Source organism: Stenotrophomonas sp. K-6 (genome assembly GCF_056861555.1).
Map to the genome: position 1 here is coordinate 363,111 of NZ_JBSPUC010000003.1, position 20,815 is coordinate 383,925.

Consider the following 20,815-nt stretch of genomic DNA (forward strand, 5'->3'; position numbering starts at 1 on the left):
TGTTCTCCGCCTTGGCGGTCCACTGCCCGCACCGACCCCGGTCGCCGCTTCGGGTTAACTACTCTTGCGTATGTGAGCCATGGGAAGGAGTCTATTCTTTGCGGTAGCGTAGATAGAACAATTTTCCAACTCGCAGCACGAACTGGCGCTGTGAGGTGGAAGCCACTGGCGGTCGCGCAAGGCCAGTCCTGCGCTCTAGCTTTCGGATGGCAAATCGTTTGAGCAACGAGCGCCAGCACGCCAGCAGGAGCATGAAGGTCACCAATGCGGCTGCACCGAATGCAGTGCGCTGCACGGGCAGCGACTCCGTGAGTTCTTTTCGCTCGACCGGCAAGGTCCAGATCGCGCAAAGCACCGACAAGTTATAGCGTGCTTCGTCGTCAACGAAGGGCTCAATCTCAATCGGCTGCGGAAGAGCGGCGCACTCTTGCTGCGAGAAAGTGAGGTTCTTGTCACGGAAGATGCCGTGAGCAGTGCCTTCATCACCTTTTGTGGTCACCCGCAGAAGCGTGTCGGTGTCCCTAATTCGGATCAAAACCTCGCTGCTAAAGGCTCCCAACAGAAGGCATACTGTCGCCAAGTAGAAGATCATGAGCGCGATGCTGCTCATCGCGTCTCCCCACTTTCCAGGCGATTTGTGCGGCTTGACTGCAAATGCCTCACGATCAAATGCGCTGCCCGCCGCGCCAATGAGGTGAAGCGGCACGTCGTGCGTTTGCGCGCCCTTGATCATTGACTCGACTTCGGCCGTGGTATCCAGATGGATGCCGTAGATCATGCCGAAGGAAACGACGGCGGAGCGGTCAGAAATACTGCCTCGAATGGTGCCGTGCTCCACATCGTCGCGGCTGATGAAAAGCCGCATCAGTCGATTTCGAAGCGGGTGAAGCGTTCCCGATATGTAGCAGAGAAGGAGTGCGGCGCAGGGCAGTGCCAGCAATGTCACGGCCGCTTCAAGCAACGTGAACATCTCTTTCCAAGTCGCAGTCGTTTCCATCGTGCGTCCATGCAGTAGCGGTAGCTCGTTAGCGACTGCTGGCGCGAAATCTTGAGGTGCGAAATGATAGCTCTCGACGCGTGCGCCGGCACGGAAGGCGCTCTACCGCAAGTCGCATTGCCTACCCGGCAGTTCGCCAACTGCCCGCTAAGCCCTTCAACACGTGTCGTCGAGGCCGAGTGACGTTGGGAGTCAGAGATTTTGGAGGGCCAGATAAATCTGCCAGCCACTACTTAGACCGCCACAAGTGCTGGTAGTTCGCTCTCATACAGTGCTGAGGCCCATCTGACGCAGGTGCGCTCACTTCCCAGTAAGTGGCGCTTTCCCTGCTCGGATCTCAAACCCAGTGCGTTCGAGCGTGCGAACCAAGTCAAGATCTTGGTCGTAGATGGCAACCAGCGCCTCAGATGAGGCGATGATCTTGCCGCTGACCTCCTTCTTTCCGTCTCGCCAGAGCTCAGCAGAAGGAAGCTCGGCGCCGTCCTCGTTTTTGATCGCTTCGCGCTCTTTCAAGGCCTGATGATGCCCGGCCCGTTCACCGAGCCACCCAGGGATGAGGGCGAGAAGTGTGCCGATCAAAGTCATCGTTAGCGCCACATAGAGCACGGCGGCGGATCCCACCATCGCTTTGACCGGCTCGCGGACCCAGAATGGTCGTGCTGCAAACCAATCGTGAAAGGCTGTGCGTTGAACGGTGGGCAGGTTTGCGGCGAAGATGGCTATCGTCATGCCACAGAACGCGTAGAAGACAAGGAGCCAAGGGATATCAGAGATCAGTTGGCTGCCTTGGAGCACGATGGCGTAGTAGCCCCGAACGACCTTCCAATCCGCTGTTTGCGGGAACAAGCCCTCTTGCACGCCCCAGTCATTGAGGTAAGTGCTGTATGCCACATGGCCGCAGCCATGAAGAACAAATCCAAGCAGCGTGGCTAATGCCACCAGGCCGCCGGCAATGGTGGCCAGTGTCATCAATGCACTGGGGCCTGGCTTCTCAGAGGGGGCGGTTGGTTTGGCGGCAGGTGTCGCGGGAGCGTTCATTGGCATCCTTCCATGGAATAGGGAAACAGCAGTAGGGAGGTTCACGGCGTGTCGCTTCCAATTACACATGGAGCGCTTATCAGCACCACATCCTAATGCGAGCAACTATGGGTTGGTGTTGCGCTCAACATAGTCAATGTTAAGGGCATCTCCAATGACGTCGATGGTGAGGTCTTCCAGCGAGGCAATGTCGATGATGCGAGCGTTTTGCTCGGGAGGTCGCGGACCAACATTCAAGACGATGGCTCCTGCTGCAAGGCCAGCCTCGATCCCCGCGCGAGCGTCCGCTGTCCTTGCACGGAAGGCCCGTTCCCAGGCTAGGGCATCGGATGCCGTCAACCCGGGAAGGCGGGGAGGCGCTCGTTTGGGTGGTTTTTCTTCCAGTCGCTGTGCGCGACGGTCCCTTCCCAAGCGACAAACGCCTTTGGCGGACGGCCCCGACCTGATCAAGTCTCACCACTGCACGGAAGCCAGAAGCGCGGTGGTGACTCATTAGCCACTGGCTTGGAATTCGTCCGAAGCTGCCCACGCGAGCTGAGGCTTGTCTTCTGGCCGACCATTTGGCGTATGTGCTGCTGCTGCGCGGGACTGAAATCGGAAAAGGAGGCCTCTAGCAGTGATGTGATGCGCTTAAACGCTTCTTTCGTCGCGGCACGAAGGAGCTTCGCCTCGTCGCCTGCGAAGCGTTTTGGGTCGATCTTGCCGCGCGGCCTCACAGAGGGCGCTACTTGACGAGCGCTAGAGGTATTGGGCATAGAATTCGTGATGGCTAATTAGGTGGCCTGTCGCCTCGAGCGCTATATGGCTACATAGGTCTCTCGAACAACGTCCTTGCCATCCATATCTTGCCAAGAGACGAGCGCGTTGTAAGCAGATGGGCTATCGAGGTAGATGCCGGCGAGGTAGGTGATCGAGGACCCGGGCTCCATGATTGGTGCCGGGAACTTGGCCTCATAGTCGCCGTCCACGGTCGGGTCGTGGCCCTCTGCGCCGGGGAGGATCTTGACCTTGACTGATCGGGCCGGTGCGTTGCCGATGTTGCTGACGCGGAAGCGGTAGTTCCTGTCATCGCGGATGAGTTCCAGCTTGATTTGCGCAGCCGACGTGGCACTTGGAGCAGCGACCAAAAGCTCAAGCTGCTTCTCGTGGAGCGCAGCTGTCGCTCGGTTCTGCCGTAGCTGCGCTTCTTCAATGAGGTCTAGGCGTTTGCGCTGCTTGCTTTGTCTGATCAGTGCAACAAGCGCCGGAATGACGGCTAGAAGCGCGATACACAGTGAAAGTACCTCGAAGAAAGTCATCATCGCCGCCACGTATTGTTTCCTGCGACGATAGCCTATCCTCTACTGGATAGGGAAGCGCTGGCTTTGCGACCAGAGCAGCTATGACGCCAGGACTATCACGGATACATTCTCGCCCCTTTGCCAAGCTTTTCCTTGAACTGTCCACGCTGGTATACAGGAAGCGTAACGGGTGGGTTGTATTTTGCCAGTGCCGCGATTTGTCGCTCTCGCACCAGCTGCGGCGAGCGATGGATGTAGTTGGTATGCAGCACGGGCACCTTCTTAGAGATCGAGTGGCCCGTTATAAGTGCAATGTCTTCTTCACTGACGCCGGCAGCTTTCAACTCCGTGGCAAGCGTGTGACGGAAGCCGTGGAAGCCAACACCTTTCGGGAAGCCCAAGTCTTTGAAGTAGTTGCTGAGCTGAATGACGAGCGCCTGGCTGTATCTTGCGTTTGACCTGCCCGTTGCCTTGTTCACACCCGCTGAAAGCTGTGGAAACAGGCGAGGGTGCCCACATGCTCGGATGTCAGCAACGAAGTCCAGGAGTCCAGCTTTTAGAAGGGCAGGGTGCACAGGGATCGTGCGAATCGCGCTTTTTCCTTTGAGGCGCTGCCGGGTTTGCTGCCCGTCGCTTTTAGCAAGATCAGCATCTTTGGTCATCCGAATTGCGATGCACCAGGTGCCTTGGTCTTGGATGATGTCTGCAACTTTAAGCTGTGCGACTTCGTTGACCCGTGCCCCAGTGAAGAGGCCGATCATCGTTGCCCACCAGCGATGTGGGAACTTGGATGCCCACGGCGTGAACGTGTCTGGATTGAAGATCCTTTGCACGTCTGCGGTGCTTAGCAGCCGCTCTGCGCTCTTGCTGCTTTCTAAAAGACTTGCCTTGACCGGGCGGAACGCGGCCATCGGCGAGTGGGGGATGGCCTTGGTGTTGACCAGCGCTTGGAAGAACGTTGTAAGCATTCGACGATGAAGCTCTAAAGTCGCTATGGCGGGGGCAGGCACGTTGAGTTTTTTGCCTAGGGCAATCAGTGCATCAACCGTCATGCATTGAAGCTTAGGGTCAGAGGTCAAGGTCGGCGGCGATGAGCGCAGCAGGTTCCACATCTGATGTATGTGGCGATGGTCAATCATCGACACCGGGATGTCGCCACACGTTATTTGTAAGATCTTCAACGAGCGCGCAGCTGCTTTGGTCGTTGTGTCTTGCAACGCGCGGCGCGTCATGTCGGCTAAGTAGTCCGCAACTTCTTCTGATAGCCGCCGGGCAGGGCTCGCGATTGGAAGCGCGTCCGGGAAGCGCGTGCTATTGCGACGGCGTCGAGAGTTTTCGATCTGCTGGATCGTAAGCTGCAAGATCTCGTAAAGCTGGATGCCAGCCTGGCGACTGTTGACGACGACGTCTCTCAGTTCGAGCTTGCCGAGCTTGATGCTGCTGATTTGAAGTGAGTCGTTGGCGCTGAGCGGTGTTTCGGGGTTGAAGTGGGGTAAATCAGAGGGCATCTACAATCCGTATTTATGAAGGTAGACTGTTGATAAGAGATAAACATGTTCTGTCAATTGACAATTTTGAACTACTTTCTCGTGGATGGTTGATGCCCGGGCGTTGAGAAATCGCCTTGCAATCGAAGTAGATTTTTGAAGAATATTATTGCTAAGAATTGCCGTAGAACATTTGGGGCGTATAGCCCCTAGAGTTTATCTATGCATTGTTATAAAAGAACTTGCCATAGTGTTTAGTTATGTATATACGCCAAAAATAATTGGAATTTAATATGAACGTAAGATAAATGAGTCGGGTTGGGCGCGATGCCGGTAGTATCTAAAGATGGCCTTTAGGCATTCTGTGGGCTCGCCGGCTGGATCCATTCAGTGCGCGCTGATCAAAAAGTGGAAATTAAGAATAACTGGCGTTGACGGCGTCTCGCCTGTCTGATTTGCGTATCCAAATAGAAGGTGCTGCTGTCATATTTGGACGGTATGATGCTGTTGCCGGAAATGACTCAGGCTAAGTGCTTGTACAGCACCGGCAGGCGGGTGGCGGCAGACCATCCGCCCCGGTGGTCGCCAGGCTTGGGGCCGCCTCCCAGGGGAAGCGGCGGGGGCAAAGTGACTCCAGGGTCAGCACCGGCAACCCCGGCAGCGCGGTGCGCTGCGCTACGAGGTGGACTGCGCAACTTGTCACAGAGTAAGGGGCGAGGGGATGGGCGGCACGACCGCCGCGTTTGCCGGCAACCGATCCTTGCAATCGGATGATGCGGCAAGCTTGATGCACGTCATGCTTGTGGGTGAACGCGCAGCTGCGACAGATGCCAAACCAACAGGCGCTGGTATGCCGTCCTTTGCCTGGAAGATGAGTGACCGCCAGATCGCCGAAACGCTGGACTACATCCGAATTTCCTGGGGTAACGCAGCCAAGCCCGTGGACGAGGCAGAGGTCGCGCGCCTGCGGTCGGTGCTCTCGGCTAGAGATCAGTTGCCTGCGAACTAGCAATGGAGCCGTTCGCATTATTGAGCGCCAATCGTGGTGGCCGAAAGCCGGGGCAGTCCGCGTCCCGCTCCGCGCCGGTCGTCGCGGGGCAGCGGGCACTAGGCGATGCCATTCGTCGTGCACGGACGAGCCAAGGGCTGACACAATTTGAGCTGGCCAAGACGTTGGGGATGCATCGCACGCAGCTTGGGCATGTTGAGCAGGGCAAGAAGGACTTCCAGCTCTCGACCCTAATGCGCTTGGCAGATGCTTTGGGATTGCCGTTGTCGATGTTGGTCAGAAGCGCTCAGCTATAACGAAGATGAGGGCGTTAGGCCGGCTCGGCGCCTGCCTAAAGGGATGGGGGGCAGGGGCATCGTCTGAATACCCCTGCTTGCAGCACGTGAAAGGACGCACTGAGGTGGAGGCGCTTAGTCAAACCAGCGTTTCCACCAAGGCCGGGGGGCATCCAGCTTCGGTTGCCTGGCAGGCTGAGTGCTTGGCTGCTGAGACGGTGGAACAGGTCGGGTCGAGCTCTTCCCGGTTTCTCCATAGAACTCAGCACGACGGCGTTTATCCTGAGCTCGGACGGCTTCTACTTCATGCTGCGACATCTCATATGACCATCTCACTCGGCCGTTTTCGAGCCAGTAGTGGGACTTGCACGGAAAAGCGTGATTGCCGATGGAAGGGTAGAGACTCACAGAGCTGCCATCAAAGATGAGCTTCCAATGGACTGGTGCCAAGGGTGTCACAACCTTTCGACCGCAGCCGCAAGCGCAACGGTGCACTGCTACCGCGTGTTCGATCGAGACGAACAACACTCTCTCCTCCGGCTCCTTAGGGATCACGTCCACAAAGCGGTGGGGGAACGCGGTGTTCATAGTGGCTCCGGCTTGTTTCCGATCTGGTTAAGGGCTGTGTTGTAGGTGCCCTCCATCTCTAAGCGGTCGTCAGCAAACATTCCGATCAGTCGTTTCCAGCGTAGCACTGCCATTGCGGCATTGAGCGCGTTCAATTCGATGATCTGAATGTTAGACCGGTAGAGATCGTCATCTCGATCAACTAAGGGCATCAAGCTGGCCGCTTCATCGCGGTTTGCCGGTGTGCTGACTGTGGTCCGGATTGTGCCCCATAGCTTTTGCCCATCCTTTGCGACGTTCATCCCCATGCCGCAGTCAATCACGACCGTGCTTGTTTTTCTGAGATGATCAAGGATCAACGCCCGAGCTTGTCCGCGATCGATACACAAAAACACGTAGTCAAACTGAGCCAGCTCGTGAACGTTTGCTTCGTGGATCATCTCGGAGTGAGGCACAACTCCGCGACGCAGGTTGCTGTAATGCTCCGCATACCACTCCACCTTGTGTAGATGCCGACCCAATGCTTCGGCTGGGACGGCACCCGGCGCGCGGAAAGCGTTATGTTGGTGAAGTTGGTCGCCGTCAAAAAGGTGAATTTCTGGTAGATACGTAGGGGCAAGTAGATCAAGGACATACCCGCCTGTCCCGCCAAGGCCCACGATGGCTACCCGGACCTGGGAAGCACGCTCATTTATGGCTAAAATCCCCGCTCGAGTCGAAGCTGTGTCGGAGTAAACGAACGGGGTCGTATCATCGCTCCAAGTAGCGACCTTCCGTGTTCGCGCATCGACAGAAGGATCGATGATCTTTGCTGGACCTGAGATCACATCCACATACGTCTTCACCTTGACGTAGTAGTCCTCATAATCGATCCAGTTACGGTCCTTATCCTTGCGCTTGTGAGAGAAGTGGTGATGGGCAGACACACCGTTGCCCAAGGGGAAGTCGCCGGAGCTGTGCTGGACGGGCGCAAAGATGCGCCCATCCGCAAAGCAAGGATGATCACCGATGAAGTGCATCTGGTGGGAACCAGGCTTCCCGACGATATCAGGGCTCTCCATCGAAAGCTCAGACACGAGTGTGCCGTGGGCGATCTGTGCGGCCGCATTGACATAAGGCACGGCGTGGACGAGCAAGAGTCCAGGTCGGAACTCCAGCTCATAGCCTTCCTGGACCAGCTTGGCCAGGGCGGGATTACGACTTGTCAGAAGGTGTGACATAGAATTTCATCCCCTCCTTGATCCGAACGGACTGGCCAGCTGACAACGTGCCCTCGGGATTTTGGTGCGGGCCGCCCGTGTAATCGATGGTGTAAACGATCTCCTCGGCAGCGTTCGCATCGGGGAAGCCAAGTTTGACGACGTCCCAATACGCCAGGCGAGGGCGGGATACGGTCTCGGGCGATCCGTTGACGAAGATGTTGAATGCCACCTCTCGCAGGTAGAAACGCTCAACGCCCGGCAAGGTGAGATCGACAAGATCCTCGTCCAAAACGAGCAGATCGGCTTGGTTGCGCATGTCTTGCCAGACGAAAAGATCAGCCTCATCGCGTCCCGCGAGTGCGCGCAGCGTTGCGCCGGATATGTGTCCTGCACCCCAATCCAGCGTTCGGTCGTCTACCAGCAAGCGGAATGACCTGTCGTTTTTGAACACCAAAAACCGGGCCGCGCGGTTGGAGCGGATATCAGTGGTCTCTTCCGGGTTGATTTCCTCCAGAAGCCCATTAGCCAGCATCTGGTAGACCAGGTGCTCAACCCGGTCCCGGACGCCCGCAGCGGCCAGGATCTGGCTTCCCGTCATGATGGGGTCCGTCACGACGATGGAGCGGAATTGGAGCGTGTCGTCTCCTACTTGGATGCGCCAAGGTCCTTCATGGCTCACGGCGCGCCCAGCCATCACTACGCGTTCAACGTCTTCTTCAACAGCCAGTTCAATGGTCATGTCACGTCTCCCGGAAGCAGGGTGCCCCGTTGACCACATGATGCGGAACGCATGCGTAGTTTGTCAAGCACCTGGAGCATGCTTGACGGATCAAGCGCGGCTGGCTACAATCCATCGCCCCTGCACGATTAGGAGGACCAAGTGGCCCTGACTCTTGGCCAATACTTAGGTTCGATCCGACTTGATCGGAAAATGTCACTACGACAAGTAGAGGAGGCGACAAACAAAGAGGTATCCAACGCCTATATAAGTCAGTTGGAGAACGGTCGCATTACTACTCCAAGCCCCAATGTTCTGCACACGTTAGCCGAAGCCTACGCTGTTGATTACATCACCTTGATGCAGCTGGCGGGTTATTTGCCTGCTATAAGTGAGCGCCCTGACTTGGCCCGTCATGGTCGAGCGGCCACTTTCGCCGAGCATAATTTAAGCAAGGATGAGGAAGTCGAGCTTCTCGACTACCTACAATTTCTCAGGACGAAGAAACGAACATGAAGCCCGATGACAGTTCGCTTGATCCAGGTGACCTTGTTGTTGTCGAAGGTCGTGCAAAGCTATTCCTTGATCGAGCGGACGCATGGGGCGTTTTTCCAACGCCAGTCGATACTTTGATGGAGGCGGCGAAGCTTCAAGTCGCGCCTAAAAGTGCTTTTGACCCGGCAATGTTGTTTGCTTACATCAAGCAGAAGACACACAAGGCTGCGGAAACATTAAAGCGCGCGCTCGGCAAGGTTCTCGGGCTCTATGACTCTATGGAGGGCGTTGTTCATATCGACCACGGGGTCGGCCCTACCAAGCAAACGTTTTTAAAACTTCATGAGGCGGGGCACCACGAGATGCCCACTCACAAGACCGTGTTCAAGTTTTTTCAGGACTGTGAGCAAACGCTTGCGCCTGACATTGCTGACCGATTCGAGCGCGAAGCCAACAATTTTGCCCGCTTCGTACTCTTTCAAGGCGATACATTTCGCAATGCTGCTGCGGATCTCAAGATGGGAATCCGTGCGCCCATTACCCTCGCCAAGCGGTTTGGCTCGTCCAACTATGCTGCGGCGCGCGAGTTTGCACGCACTCACCATGCGCCGTGTGTCGTATACGTCCTCAATCCGCTGGAATTTGTCGACTCGGGTGAATTTAAGGCAGAGGTGCGTAGGATCGAGCCGTCTCCCAGTTTTCTGCTGAGGTTTGGCCGGCCCTCCGATCTCGTTATTGATCACAAGCACGCGCTTGCTAGCTTGATTCCGATTGGGAAGCGCATGACGGCGCCGCGCGACTTCGTCTACGCTGATCAGAATGGGACTAGGCACCAGTGCATCGGCGAGGGGTTCGACACGAAGCACAACATATTTTTGCTGATTTATCCCGAGGCTGAGTTGCCAACGAGTGTGTTGTTTTTGCCGGAAAGTGTGAGATCTACTCCCGTGGCCAAGCAGTGAACGATGCGGCGGAGCGTGGCTGAACGGTCGCCTAATGACATGTCGGGAGCGAAAATCCATGGCCTTTAGGCGTCACTCTTGTGTTGATTTGTTATCGACCAGACTCCTTGTTTGTTAGCCCCAGCCGCCTATACATGGATGCTCAATCAAAGGAGCATCTATGGCCATTTACCACACTCGCGTTAAGACCTTCAGTCGTGCCAAACAACACTCAGCCGTCGCGGCTGCCGCCTATCGCGGTGCGTTGTGCCTTACAGACACGCGCACAGGGATCGTGCACAACTATCAAACTCGTTCTGGCGTCCAGCGCGTCATCTGCATCAGCCCCATCGGCTCGCCTGAGTGGACGGAAGATCCTCAGCAGTTGTGGAGCGCAGTCGAAGCTGCTGAGAGGCGCAAAGACAGCACGGTCGCTCGTGACTTCGAGATAGCGCTGCCCCACGAGCTTGATGATGATCAGCGCTGGGAACTCGCGTTGGATGTCGCTCGCAAACTTGTGCTGCGTTTCCAGTTCGCCATTCAAGTCAGCATGCACGAACCGCCTAAGAATGCAGATGCTCGCCACTACTACGCCCACCTCCTGGCAACGACACGCAAGGTAGATGCGCGGGGACTCGCTCAGAAGACACGTGAGCTCGATGGCGTCATTAATGGCAAGCCACAGGTCGAATGGGTTCGCGCAACCGTCATGCAATCCGTCAAGACGCACCTGCAATAGGCATCAAGTGCTGGACGCGCGGAACTGCGTGCCAAAGAGGCGAATGCTCGTCCCTCGTCCCCAGGGCACCTGTTGTCCAGACTGGTCAAAGAGTTCGAAGGCGCAATGCTGGCGCATCAGGAAAAAAACGTCGCTTGGCCATGGCCTGCTGTCGACAACAAAACTGTTGCGAGCCACAGTGACCCGGTGCTTGCGGCATGGCAGAAGGCGAACGGCGCGCCTTCGCATCGCCTGTCGTAAGGTTGCGCAAAGTCTCAACAACGAATGGTCTGCTTGGTGGCTCGCGCGCCAAGCATGCCGTCAACGAGCGATCCTCCTGGGCGTCGTAGACTCAGTCTCGCGCTAAGACGCCTAGTTACTAGCGGTCAGCTAATAGTCAGTGCAGGTAGGGCTCGATGACTGCTCGGCTGAGTGCATGAAGATCATAGGTGCCATCGACATACCGACCTAAAGCGTCATGGATGCGGGCGTCCGGTTGTTCTCCCCGATCAGCTAAGCATCGGAGCCAGAAGCGCAAATGCGTTCGGCGCGATTCCGGGGTGTTTGGCTCGTCAAAGTCGGGAAAATCTGAGGCGTTGAGGTTACAGGAAATGGTATTCATGCCTGATTCCTAACAGGAATCGCGATGTTGTCAAATCTCTTGACGGCGTATAAAGCTTAGATTGGTAGTCGTGCCCGTTTGATGTGCAGGGCCGAGCACGCGCGCCCCTACAAGCGCTAAAAAAGAAGTCGGCTGCTCGCCCGGTCGCCATTCATGCCGACAATCAATCATTGCGCCATTCCGACCTTTGTAACTGCTCAGGGACAACGACTGCTGCCTCCCCAGCGGACGCATATGCCAAAGCCGGCAGTTGGTTCCGCAGGGCGAGGTCTGATTGACTTGCTGTCTTGCTCCGCCTACTGGTGGCGGGTCCTCGGGTATCGGGGTCGGCCTTGGGAAGGCCAACGCGCCGTGGCGTGCCCCTAGCCGCCACGCCGCGATGCTTTGGATCGCCCGCATCTGCGTCCGCTTCCCTGTGCTCAGATCAAGCAAGGATTGGGCTTGTCGGAAGTAGGAAATGGCCTACGTTTGGTCGCGGAGAAATCCGACTGGACTGAGGCTAGGTGTGGCGAGACCGTGAGGCGCCTCACATTTCGAGGCGTGGAGGGGATTGGCAATGGCAGATGATCTGAGCAAGCGCGGCCCGCCTGATGGAATCCGTATCAACGTAAATGAAGCGTGGGAACTGCGGGATTGGTCCAAGCACTTCAACGTCACACCGGCAAAGCTGAAAGAGGCTGTGGCGGCAGTGGGCGTGATGACCAAGGATGTAAAGCGCCACCTGGGCAAGTGAGGGCGAAGAGGGCGGGATCATCCTGCCCTCTTCTTTGATCCGCTTAGTCGGCGTTGATTGCCTGGTTCAGAAGCTCATACCAGCGATTCATCTCCGCTTCGTTGCCGAACCTGATCGTCCAGACAGGCTGGTCGACGTCGCGCACACTCACCGTCAGTGTCCCTTCGCGCTTGGTGTTGTGCCAGTGTTTTTCCCAGGCTCGCACGTCAGCAAAAGGGTAGATCTTGGTCTGGTTGCGGTCACGAAGCTTGATCCTCGCTTGCTCAGGGGACAGCGCGATGGCGCCCGAGCGATAGAAGTAGCTTCGCGCGTAGTCCTGCTCAAAGTTGCCGCGCTCGCTCCGCAGTTTGAAACTGCGGCCCAAGCCAATAAGCACAAGCGCGGTGGCGCCGAGGACGAGCAGGAGGAAGAACGTGCCGACGGTCATGGGAATTCCTGATTGGCTCTGGGGTGATAAGCGCGGGCTGCGGTGCGAAGTGCGTCGGGGTCAATCAAAGGGTGCGACTGACGACGCCGACGACTCGGTAGTTGCCGTCCACCTCGGCGAACGTAAAGACGCCATTGAAGTCTTCGTCAAAGCGACCATTCATGGCCAAGACGCGGGCCTGGACGGGGCAGTTGTAGCCACCGTCGCCTTTCTCGCACTTGCCGATAGCAAACTTGGTCAAGCGAGCTTCGTCAGATCCGTTGGCCTTCACAAAGACAAGCATCGCGTCTTCCGCCTTGTTTGCAGACGGTGCAGCAGAGCACGCAGTCAGCAGCAAGGCGGTGGCAAGCGAAGCCAGAAGGGTCTTGGGCATGGTCATTCCTTTGAGGTCTGAAAGCGGATGGGTGAGGGCAGGGAGTGTGGACAAAGGTTTAGGCAGGTCCCGGGACTCGGCCGGAGACCGTAGGGGCCGATTGGACGAGCGCGCTTGAGCGAGCATCAGGCGATGGAGGGGTGCCGATCCGGAGCGGGCTTGCCAAAAAGGTTACGTCAAACGTATGATGCGTTCAACGTAACTTTGCGTTGGGCGTAACTGACGTTCATCATTCCCAGATGAACGCGCTCGCCCTCTCGATCCAGACCCTTATCGCGACCCGCATGAAGGAGGTCCGCAAAGCGTCTGGCGTCTCTCAGCGGGCCCTGGGGAAGAGCGTGGGGTTGGATGAAAAGCGGGCGGGGCCCTACATAAGCCGCTATGAGAGCGGCGTCCATGCGACCGACTGGGAAACGACCTTGAAGATCGCCCAGTCCTTGGGCGTGTCCGTGGCGTATTTGGTTGCCGAGACGCCGGAACTAGCCGAGCTGATCAAAGCTGTCCAGGACTACGAACCCGAAGAGCTTCGGGCACTAGCCGAAGAAATCCGGGTTCGCCACGCTCAGATTGATCGCACAGCGCAGGATCAGCCGTAGCGGTTTGCCTGCGTAGAACCCAACTGCGCAGCGGAAGCTGGCCGAGCGGGTAGGCTGCTTTTAAGATAGGGCAACCTATCTGCGAGCTGCCAATGACTTCGGACCAGGAAGACGCGTGTCAGCCAGACCAAACGCCGGGTGCGCGGCTCACGCGTGTGATTGACCGAAGCTCGGCAACGCGGCTTGTTGAGCAGATGCAACGCAACTCAGCCATTCATGCTCTCCACGCGGCCCAGCAGCATCCATCGATTGCGGCTATGCGAGATATCGAGTCACCCGCTACCCGATTTGCGATAGAGCTGGCCAACAGCGACGTGCTGCGTATGTCCTCAGGCATACGACAGAACTTGGCCGACCGCATGGGTCAGTTGAACGAGTATGCAGAGATGGCCAGGCGATCAGCCATGGCATTGCGCCAGTCCCTCATGCCTTGGCAGCCGGTTGTCAGCGAACTCGCGATAGCTGCAAGCCGAACGGCAAATGACATTCTTGCTTGGCGCGACCGGTATGCGCCCCAACGCGACGCTGCCGTCGAGGCGATGCGCCGACTCGAGTCAAGCATTGGACCTGTCAGGCGCTTGGCTGAGCAGTTCGGCGAGCAGTTGCACGTAGCAGCGCAGCTGAGCCAATCGCCGGCATTTCAGTCTTGGCTATCGGAGATGTCCAGCGTCGAGATGCAAGAGCGCATGGAGCAGCTTTTGCAGGAGGCGTCGGAGGATACGTCAGCCTCGTCACCAGACATGGCAACGCCCCCTGCTGCAATGCCGGCAACGGCAACGTCTCTGGTTTCATGGTTGGTGGGGTGTTTGGCTGCGTTGCGATCATCCGGTCTACCGCATGCAGATCGAATGGTCCTCTATGGATATGCGCTGACAATCGCTTGCTTCCTCTATACGGAAATAGGAAGCAATCAAGATCACGCTGAGCACATGGCCAAGATTGACGCGCAAAGTCAGGCGATGAACGCCAAGCTTGACGAGCAGAATCGAAGCGGGCGTCAGATGGTCGCGCTAAATCAAGCCATATTGGATCTAGAGATGGCTGATCACACCTACCAGGTCATCGTCCGTTCCGCTCCATTTCGGGCAGAGCTCTCTGAGCCAGCCACCCACTGGTTGCCTTACGGTGAGGAAGTGCAGGTCCTGCGCGCTGCCGGCAAGTGGCGTTTTGTCCAAACGGTGGACGACGAGGGCGCGTTGCGGTTCGGATGGGTCCTGAACAAGCATTTGAAGCGCCTCACCGAGCCGGACTAATCGTTCCACGTTCGGATTGTGGCCACCAGTTCTCGCATGCGTTCGGCCCAGTCAAAGCGTGGCGCCATGATGGCTGATGTGGTGTGTTCGCGAGAGGCGAGGGCAAGCTCAACCTTGTCAATGCTGGCCCGATTGAGCTTGGCCTCAACGTAAGAGTCACCCTTCTTCGACTTAGATGCGCTTGGAAAGAAGAGCTCGAACTGCGCAGGATCAACGGGATCGGCTTTCAGGCTGAGTGCCTTGCCAATCACTGAGCCAGGCAGGTAAGTCTCAATTTCTTTGCCGGCAGTCACCCACATGTATCCATTACGCAGCTTTGCCATTTCTTCTTGCGCTTTCAGAACTCGCTTTTTGAGCGAACTGCTCTTTGATGACCGATCGCTGTCGCAAACCATTGCTGCGTTGCGGTTGAGTTGGATGAGCTTGATCAACTCCGGGTTGGCTGCCGTAGGGTCACTGAGCGTGGTCCGAGAGAGCAATGATCCGCCGTAGAAGGCGCAGGCGTAGTCACGGCCTTCCAAGAGACTACCTTCGGAGAAGGTCTCAATCCAATGGTTGAGATAGATGGCATCTGAGGGACCCTCAACCCAGATGATTCCGTTCGCTTGCAAGATGTCTGACGCGCGGGCACCTAGGTCACCGACTACCTGAGAGTGATCAAAATGCGCGGAGATGGTCTGGGTCGATGCAGCAGTCCCATCATGTGAAACGCGCACAAACTGGGCGTGATCCGAGCGACTGAACTGATCGAGCGTGGCACTGGAGTGGGTAGTCAGAAAGATCGGGCATTGGTGTTCGTCGGCGAACCCGTCGATGAACCGCAGCAGGCGTCGGAGAAGCGCAGGATGAAGGTTGTTCTCAAGCTCTTCGAACGCAAACACATAGTCACTTGCCGCTTTATTCTCAAGCGTAGGGATCACCAGGAGGTTGAGCAGAACGAGGATGACTGTCTTCAAGCCACTGCCTGAGCTGCTCAGCGGGATCAGCCCTTTTTCCGCCTCTTCAAGGAAGATCTCCCATTCCCCGTCCTCATGCTGTTGCACAGAAATTGCAGAAAAGGACCCGTCCGGGCCGAAGATATGGTTAAGTGCCCCTCGCAGTTCATCTTGAATGCGGCGCCGCGTCACCATGATGTTGTCAGCCCGGATCAAGTGATCGCGGATGATATTTGTCGCCCCTTGTCCATCTGAGCGAAGAGCGAGCTTAGCGGCGGCAGGCTCATTCCGTATGTCGCGATCAGCCAGCATATGACGAAAGATCTTGTCGGTGAACGGACTTTTGAGTCGACTTGCTGCCTTAGCAAGCTCCATCTCCGTCGCTTCGTTAACCTGATGGGAGAGGATCCTGCCCAAGGCATCAGACATCTCTTTCGCCTGATGTGACAGGTCATTTACGGATCCGTGCGCATTCTCGATCCAGCTCACTGGTGTATCAACGAAGCGCAGGCCGTGAAACGTCCAGTTGCTGTCCGTGTTTGGAACGCCGAGGGCGCCAGAGCGCTGAGAGTTGGCAAAAATTCCTTGGAGCGTCACCTCGTCGAATGTGCCTGTAAAACGATACGAGGCAGGAAGTCGCGACTTGGTGTGATCGGGCGAGCAGAGGCTCTGGATGATCTTCAACAGCTGCGACTTGCCAGTGTTGTTGCGCCCGATGATGACGTTGATCAGCTTGAACTCGTCGAAGCCGCAGAACTCTGTGGTGAAACAGCTCATACCCTTGATCTTGACCCCGGTGATCGGCATAGCATTCCTTGCAAATGTGGACTGGGACGACGCGCCGCATGACGGGGCCCTCTCTGTGACCAGCATCTCAGTCTAGCGCGAGAGCAAACGGCGCCAGCGTCAACCACTGGTGCTCTCCATTCATATTGCGTTCACAAAAAGATACGCTCAGCGTAGGTTTGTTGGCGATTGGGGGCGTCAATTGGGGCGGGATTTAGGGTGTGGAAGACCCCTAAAACAGGAAGTCAAAACCGCACTTATGGTTTTCGCTTCGCGTAAACCGTGCGGCCTGCCAGGGTTTGGCCGATCGCTGACGCGCTCGCATTTGACGGGGTCAAATGGCCAGGCAGGCAGACCAATCGAGTCGCAGAGGAAAGTGTGAGCTAGAGCTCGCTCACGCAGTTGACCGTTTGCACTAGACGAAGAGAAGTCGCGCGTTTAGTTGGGGGTGTCATCCACAGGAGCGCTAAAAAAATGGCTATTTATCACGCAACACTCAAATCATTCTCGCGTGGCAAAGGCGAATCGTCTGTCGCCGCTGCTGCCTATCGTGCCGGGTTTGATCTCGTCGACAACGCCACTGGTCTTTACCACCGCTACTCTCATCGTCATGGCGTTGCTCACCACCAGATGCTCGCGCCAATTGGGGCCCCAAGCTGGTGCTACGACCCTCAAAAGTTCTGGGACGCCAACGAAGCAGCCGAAACACGTGCTAACGCCCGCGTTTGCCGTGAGGTCGAGGTCGCTTTGCCCCACAGCCTGTCAGACGCGCAACGCAAGGCCCTTGCGCTGGATCTGGAGCAGCTCATGGTGGACCGCTATCAAGTGGCAGTCTTGGTTGCCATTCACGCCCCCTCCAAAGAAGGCGATCAGCGTAATCACCATGTGCACTTGTTGATGTCGGCGCGACAGGTCGGCTCTAAAGGACTCGGCGAGCGCGCCGGCATGGCGTTTGACTCGCGCCAGGGCGGCGGCGCCAAGGCTATTCGGGAACTTCGAAAAGCCATTGAAGGGGTCATCAACGCGCACTTAGAGCGCGCAGGTGGCACGGATCGAGTAGACCACCGATCCCTAAGGGCTCAAGCGCGGGAAGCGGCATTGAAGCAAGATTTCGCGCGAGCCAAAGAGTTCAGCCGTCCTCCAACGAAGCATATGGGCAAGACCCGGACCGAGATGATGCGCCAGGTCAGTAAGTTGGGTGTGGAACACGCGCTTGCAGCAGGGAGCTTCGTGGAGCGGATTATTAGCCGGCGCTTGCAAACAACCACCTTGACGCATGGCGTTCCCGAAGGACACTCCCACCAGGCCGCGTTGGCGGACCGTGCGCGCGAACAGGCGGCCCTACCGGAGGGGACGCCAGGCAGAGGAAACACCGCAGGCATAGCGAGACCGACTGGTGCACGGATTATGCCCACTGCCGTTCCAGTGGGGATTACGCGACGCATCAGCCGGGTTATGCGTTTGGCACGGGCGACTGGGCAAGACGCGGAGGTTCTTAACGCCGAAGCAGAGCTTGTCGAACAATGGTTGGAGAGCCAGCGCCAAGCTGCGCAAGACTCGCTTGATATGCTTAGAAGCGTGGGCGGCATCCAGATCGAACCACAGTTTCAAAAAGCCTACACCACACTCATGTGTCGACGAGTCGACGCCTATGCGACCAGTTCGTTCTTGTATGAGGACACTGAACGTTTGGCGCTGGCGGTGATGAGCTACGCGCATGCGGTCGTGAGGCCTCAGCGTGCCCGCATGGCCTACCTATCGGCTCGGGCTAAGCTGTCCGAGTATGACGCTACGCCCACATCTCGCGAAGCTGCTCGTGCCAAGCAGCGCTACTTCCGTGCCAAGGCGCACATTTCCAAGCGCGCAGGGGCGCTTCAAGCGGAAGCGATCAATCAGGCTCGCGAGCAGATGGTGGAAGCGGGCAACCACCTTGAGCGAAGATTTGGCATAAAGGGACCCCGTGCAAGGAGCTCAGGCATCAACCTAGGCGAGGGTGACGCCCGGAACGGCGTTCATTCCAATGGCCAGCTTGATCTTCGCCCACGCCCTGCTCGACCCAAGGCTTAAATGGGGGACGCACGCGACTGTCTGAACGCACCATACTGAACGCGCAGACTTGTGCTGAGTGACTAGCGGCGCTCGACAATGGGAACCAAGAGCGATCATCCCGCTGCCCATGGACATAAGACTCGGTGGGGCTAATGTTGCTTGGCGGGTGCCCAGATCGTAGACTTGAAGGACACTCACCAGGACACAGTCCGATTTGAGTTCTGTAGGCATATCAACGGCTTAAGAGTCGGCACGTTTATTCCCACTCTCTCCGCCAATCATGTAGTCACTGATTCTAAATAAGAACGTTTGATGTGTCCTTTTAGCCAGATGCCCGCTCTCGGCTCACCGCCGTCGGCAAGCTACCAGGTGGGCACTTTTGCGGTGGTAAGGACTCGCCAAGGCTCTCCTTGTTGAGCTGCGGCTTGCTCTTGCAGTCTGTCTAAGGGAGTAGAAAGTGGGCCGGATGATTCGATGCCCGCACCTCCTTTCATCAGGTCGAACACCATCTCTACGCCTTTAAGCGCCCGGATGACGCGCAATCGCTCCATTTTGAGAGTTCGGGGGCATTGGGTTGGGCTGTCTTGGCTCGTGCTCGCGTTTGCCTACACACCTGCCGTCGTCTTGACTGCCCCCTCAGCGGGTACGCCGGAGGCTTCGGATTTCCTGCATGCCTTCTTGTTTCTCGCCGGCAGCTACACGCCATGGGCATTGGCCACCCCCATGCTGCTCGGTCTGTCAGGACGATGGATCATCGGAACTGGTCGGACTGCTTACCACCTGATTTGGGTTGCATTATTCGGTCTTCTAGCGATTCCCTTTCTAACAGGGGCGGGTTGGGGATTGGGGCATGGCGTCTTAAATATGCTCGGACTTGCTGGGCAAGGGCAGTTGGAGCTGCGCAGCAGCCAGCGTGCTTTGGTCGCCACCGCTCTATTTGCCATACCGCTTTACCTGGCTGTCATGGGGGTAGGGCAGCTGTTGGCCCATACGGCCCTGAAAAGCGAGCGAGAGAGGCTTCTGGCGCGGTTGAACGAAGAAGCACTGAGATCACGGTTACACCAGCACTTCATCTTCAACGCACTCAATGCCATCGGTGAGCTTGGATATCGTGATGCTCCCAAAGCTGACCGGGCCTTGGGTCATGTTGCAAACTTGCTTCGAGCGCTGCTGGAAAGCGCGCCTGCGGTGGCTTTGAGGGACGAGATTGGGGCATGCGCTGAATTCATCGAGTTGCATCAGGTGCTGTCCGGCAACATCACGTTCGTTGCGGAGATCGAGCCTGGTGCCTGGGATGCGTCCGTCCCCTTGATGGTCTTGCAGCCGCTTTTAGAGAATGCCATCCAACACGGCGCGGATACTGACGGGGCCGTCGAGATCAACATTGGGGCCACCCTTCAAGATGGGGATCTTGTCATCAGTGTGGTGAACTCTGTTAATGGGCGCTCATCTGGCGGTCTGGGCATTGGCTTGGACCACCTCAGGAAGAGATTGATACTGGCGCATGGGGCTGGGGCATCCTTGACGACCCAGTCTGGGAAGAATCGGTTTGTTGCTTCGATCCGTCTCCCGCTGATGGAACACGATCAACCATGATTCGTACACTGATTGTTGACGACATTACTCTTGCGCGAGAGCGAGTCATTCGGTTGCTGGCAAGCGAGCCTGACGTCACGGTCGTAGGGGAGGCATCAACATTGGAAGCTGCGCTTGAGCGCGCCAAGGTTGGTGATATCGATCTCGTTCTTCTAGATATCGGGCTGCCGGATGGCAGTGGTTTGGATCTTGTGCGGCATCTTGAGGAACTGGTGCCGCACATCGTCTTCATCACTGCTTACAGTGCACACGCTGTTCGCGCCTTCGAGACAGGGGCGTTGGATTACTTGCTGAAGCCGGTGGATCCACACCGGTTGCAATTGGCCATGCGCCGTGTCCGGGAGCGCCTGGAGGGAAAGGTCGAACGCGCCGTGCGTCTAGCGGTTCAATCGGGCGATCGGACGGTCTATCTGTTGCCGGCAGACATTGACTATGTTGACGTAGCTGGCCATTACGTTTGCATCCATGTGGGAAAGGACACGTATCTGCGCCGCGATAGCATGGCAAGTCTTGCGGAGGCGTTGGAGCCGAGCGGGTTCCTCCGTATCCACCGATCTTCAGTGGTGAATGTAAGACGCATTGCGGCACTTCGTCCCGCACGCAACCAGGACGCTCTCCTGGAACTCATTGACGGCACGATCCTTCGGGTCAGTAGACAGTTCCGAACACAACTTGAAGCCAGTTTGCCGCGATTGCCGTAGATGTCTGCACGATTGGC

General features: G+C 57.1%; 22 protein-coding genes. 11 read left to right on the forward strand and 11 right to left on the reverse strand.

Annotated features, from left to right (window positions below; genetic code table 11):
* Positions 1-91: 91 nt before the first annotated feature.
* From AC13F7_RS12005 to AC13F7_RS12020, 4 genes are all read right to left on the reverse strand, one after another.
* Complete coding sequence (locus AC13F7_RS12005; RefSeq protein ID WP_483000567.1) at positions 92-970, reverse strand: DUF6216 family protein; 879 nt, start codon at positions 968-970, stop codon at positions 92-94.
* A gap of 327 nt (positions 971-1,297) precedes the next feature.
* Positions 1,298-2,035: a hypothetical protein gene (locus AC13F7_RS12010; RefSeq protein ID WP_483000569.1), complete on the reverse strand. Its 738-nt coding sequence runs from the start codon at positions 2,033-2,035 to the stop codon at positions 1,298-1,300.
* A 797-nt stretch (positions 2,036-2,832) separates the two neighbouring features.
* The gene (locus AC13F7_RS12015) at positions 2,833-3,336 is read right to left on the reverse strand and encodes a hypothetical protein (protein ID WP_483001024.1); all 504 of its coding nucleotides are present in this window, start codon (positions 3,334-3,336) and stop codon (positions 2,833-2,835) included.
* A gap of 95 nt (positions 3,337-3,431) precedes the next feature.
* Entirely contained in the window at positions 3,432-4,823 is a 1,392-nt protein-coding gene (locus tag AC13F7_RS12020; protein ID WP_483000571.1) for a site-specific integrase, read from the reverse strand.
* Positions 4,824-5,472: 649 nt separating this feature from the next.
* Here AC13F7_RS12020 and AC13F7_RS12025 point away from each other — a divergent pair.
* Both AC13F7_RS12025 and AC13F7_RS12030 read left to right on the forward strand, forming a co-directional pair.
* Entirely contained in the window at positions 5,473-5,811 is a 339-nt protein-coding gene (locus AC13F7_RS12025) for a c-type cytochrome (RefSeq protein ID WP_483001027.1), read from the forward strand.
* 2 nt (positions 5,812-5,813) lie between these two features.
* Complete coding sequence (locus AC13F7_RS12030; protein WP_483000573.1) at positions 5,814-6,107, forward strand: helix-turn-helix domain-containing protein; 294 nt, start codon at positions 5,814-5,816, stop codon at positions 6,105-6,107.
* A 114-nt stretch (positions 6,108-6,221) separates the two neighbouring features.
* On the opposite strand, the gene AC13F7_RS12035 is transcribed toward AC13F7_RS12030, so the two are convergent.
* From AC13F7_RS12035 to AC13F7_RS12045, 3 genes are read right to left on the reverse strand one after another with little or no spacing between them, the layout of a single operon-like run.
* Positions 6,222-6,674, reverse strand: a complete 453-nt coding sequence (locus AC13F7_RS12035) for a ubiquitination-like system serine protease family protein (protein WP_483000575.1) — start codon at positions 6,672-6,674, stop codon at positions 6,222-6,224.
* On the reverse strand, positions 6,671-7,873 hold the full coding sequence (locus tag AC13F7_RS12040) for a ThiF family adenylyltransferase (protein WP_483000577.1): 1,203 nt from the start codon (positions 7,871-7,873) through the stop codon (positions 6,671-6,673). The genes AC13F7_RS12035 and AC13F7_RS12040 overlap by 4 nt, the downstream gene beginning before the upstream one ends.
* Complete coding sequence (locus tag AC13F7_RS12045) at positions 7,848-8,594, reverse strand: multiubiquitin domain-containing protein (RefSeq protein ID WP_483000579.1); 747 nt, start codon at positions 8,592-8,594, stop codon at positions 7,848-7,850. Before AC13F7_RS12045 ends, AC13F7_RS12040 begins: the two co-directional genes overlap by 26 nt.
* A gap of 141 nt (positions 8,595-8,735) precedes the next feature.
* On the opposite strand from AC13F7_RS12045, the gene AC13F7_RS12050 reads away from it, so the two are divergent.
* The 3 genes from AC13F7_RS12050 to AC13F7_RS12060 all read left to right on the forward strand — a co-directional run bounded on the left by AC13F7_RS12050 (position 8,736) and on the right by AC13F7_RS12060 (position 10,748).
* On the forward strand, positions 8,736-9,089 hold the full coding sequence (locus AC13F7_RS12050; RefSeq protein ID WP_483000581.1) for a helix-turn-helix domain-containing protein: 354 nt from the start codon (positions 8,736-8,738) through the stop codon (positions 9,087-9,089).
* Positions 9,086-10,030, forward strand: a complete 945-nt coding sequence (locus tag AC13F7_RS12055; RefSeq protein ID WP_483000583.1) for an ImmA/IrrE family metallo-endopeptidase — start codon at positions 9,086-9,088, stop codon at positions 10,028-10,030. The genes AC13F7_RS12050 and AC13F7_RS12055 overlap by 4 nt, the downstream gene beginning before the upstream one ends.
* Before the next feature lie 160 nt (positions 10,031-10,190).
* Positions 10,191-10,748: a MobA/MobL family protein gene (locus AC13F7_RS12060; RefSeq protein WP_483000585.1), complete on the forward strand. Its 558-nt coding sequence runs from the start codon at positions 10,191-10,193 to the stop codon at positions 10,746-10,748.
* Between the two features lie 376 nt (positions 10,749-11,124).
* Here the strand turns inward: AC13F7_RS12060 and AC13F7_RS12065 are convergent, their stop codons facing one another.
* The gene (locus AC13F7_RS12065) at positions 11,125-11,349 is read right to left on the reverse strand and encodes a hypothetical protein (protein ID WP_483000587.1); all 225 of its coding nucleotides are present in this window, start codon (positions 11,347-11,349) and stop codon (positions 11,125-11,127) included.
* 556 nt (positions 11,350-11,905) lie between these two features.
* Between AC13F7_RS12065 and AC13F7_RS12070 the strand changes: the two genes are divergently transcribed.
* Positions 11,906-12,082 carry a DUF3606 domain-containing protein gene (locus tag AC13F7_RS12070; RefSeq protein WP_004149767.1) on the forward strand — a complete coding sequence of 59 codons (177 nt, stop codon included), beginning with the start codon at positions 11,906-11,908 and terminating at the stop codon, positions 12,080-12,082.
* Positions 12,083-12,125: 43 nt separating this feature from the next.
* Here AC13F7_RS12070 and AC13F7_RS12075 read toward each other — a convergent pair whose 3' ends face one another.
* Positions 12,126-12,509: a hypothetical protein gene (locus AC13F7_RS12075; protein WP_483000593.1), complete on the reverse strand. Its 384-nt coding sequence runs from the start codon at positions 12,507-12,509 to the stop codon at positions 12,126-12,128.
* A 64-nt stretch (positions 12,510-12,573) separates the two neighbouring features.
* Positions 12,574-12,882 carry a hypothetical protein gene (locus tag AC13F7_RS12080; RefSeq protein WP_483000597.1) on the reverse strand — a complete coding sequence of 103 codons (309 nt, stop codon included), beginning with the start codon at positions 12,880-12,882 and terminating at the stop codon, positions 12,574-12,576.
* A 239-nt stretch (positions 12,883-13,121) separates the two neighbouring features.
* Between AC13F7_RS12080 and AC13F7_RS12085 the strand changes: the two genes are divergently transcribed.
* Both AC13F7_RS12085 and AC13F7_RS12090 read left to right on the forward strand, forming a co-directional pair.
* Positions 13,122-13,478, forward strand: coding sequence for a helix-turn-helix domain-containing protein (locus AC13F7_RS12085; RefSeq protein ID WP_229289964.1), 357 nt, complete (start codon positions 13,122-13,124; stop codon positions 13,476-13,478).
* A 257-nt stretch (positions 13,479-13,735) separates the two neighbouring features.
* On the forward strand, positions 13,736-14,731 hold the full coding sequence (locus AC13F7_RS12090; RefSeq protein ID WP_229289963.1) for an SH3 domain-containing protein: 996 nt from the start codon (positions 13,736-13,738) through the stop codon (positions 14,729-14,731).
* Here AC13F7_RS12090 and AC13F7_RS12095 read toward each other — a convergent pair.
* Positions 14,728-16,473, reverse strand: a complete 1,746-nt coding sequence (locus tag AC13F7_RS12095) for an ATP-dependent nuclease (RefSeq protein WP_483000605.1) — start codon at positions 16,471-16,473, stop codon at positions 14,728-14,730. The genes AC13F7_RS12090 and AC13F7_RS12095 overlap by 4 nt on opposite strands.
* A gap of 453 nt (positions 16,474-16,926) precedes the next feature.
* Between AC13F7_RS12095 and AC13F7_RS12100 the strand changes: the two genes are divergently transcribed.
* The 3 genes from AC13F7_RS12100 (at position 16,927) to AC13F7_RS12110 (ending at position 20,798) form a co-directional block, all read left to right on the forward strand.
* Positions 16,927-18,519 (forward strand): MobA/MobL family protein, encoded by a 1,593-nt coding sequence (locus tag AC13F7_RS12100; protein ID WP_483000608.1) that lies wholly within the window; start codon positions 16,927-16,929, stop codon positions 18,517-18,519.
* Positions 18,520-18,975: 456 nt separating this feature from the next.
* Positions 18,976-20,097 carry a sensor histidine kinase gene (locus tag AC13F7_RS12105; protein WP_483000611.1) on the forward strand — a complete coding sequence of 374 codons (1,122 nt, stop codon included), beginning with the start codon at positions 18,976-18,978 and terminating at the stop codon, positions 20,095-20,097.
* A complete protein-coding gene (locus AC13F7_RS12110; RefSeq protein WP_481469849.1) occupies positions 20,094-20,798 on the forward strand; it encodes a LytR/AlgR family response regulator transcription factor in 705 nt (234 codons plus the stop codon). Before AC13F7_RS12105 ends, AC13F7_RS12110 begins: the two co-directional genes overlap by 4 nt.
* The last annotated feature ends 17 nt before the right edge of the window (positions 20,799-20,815 follow it).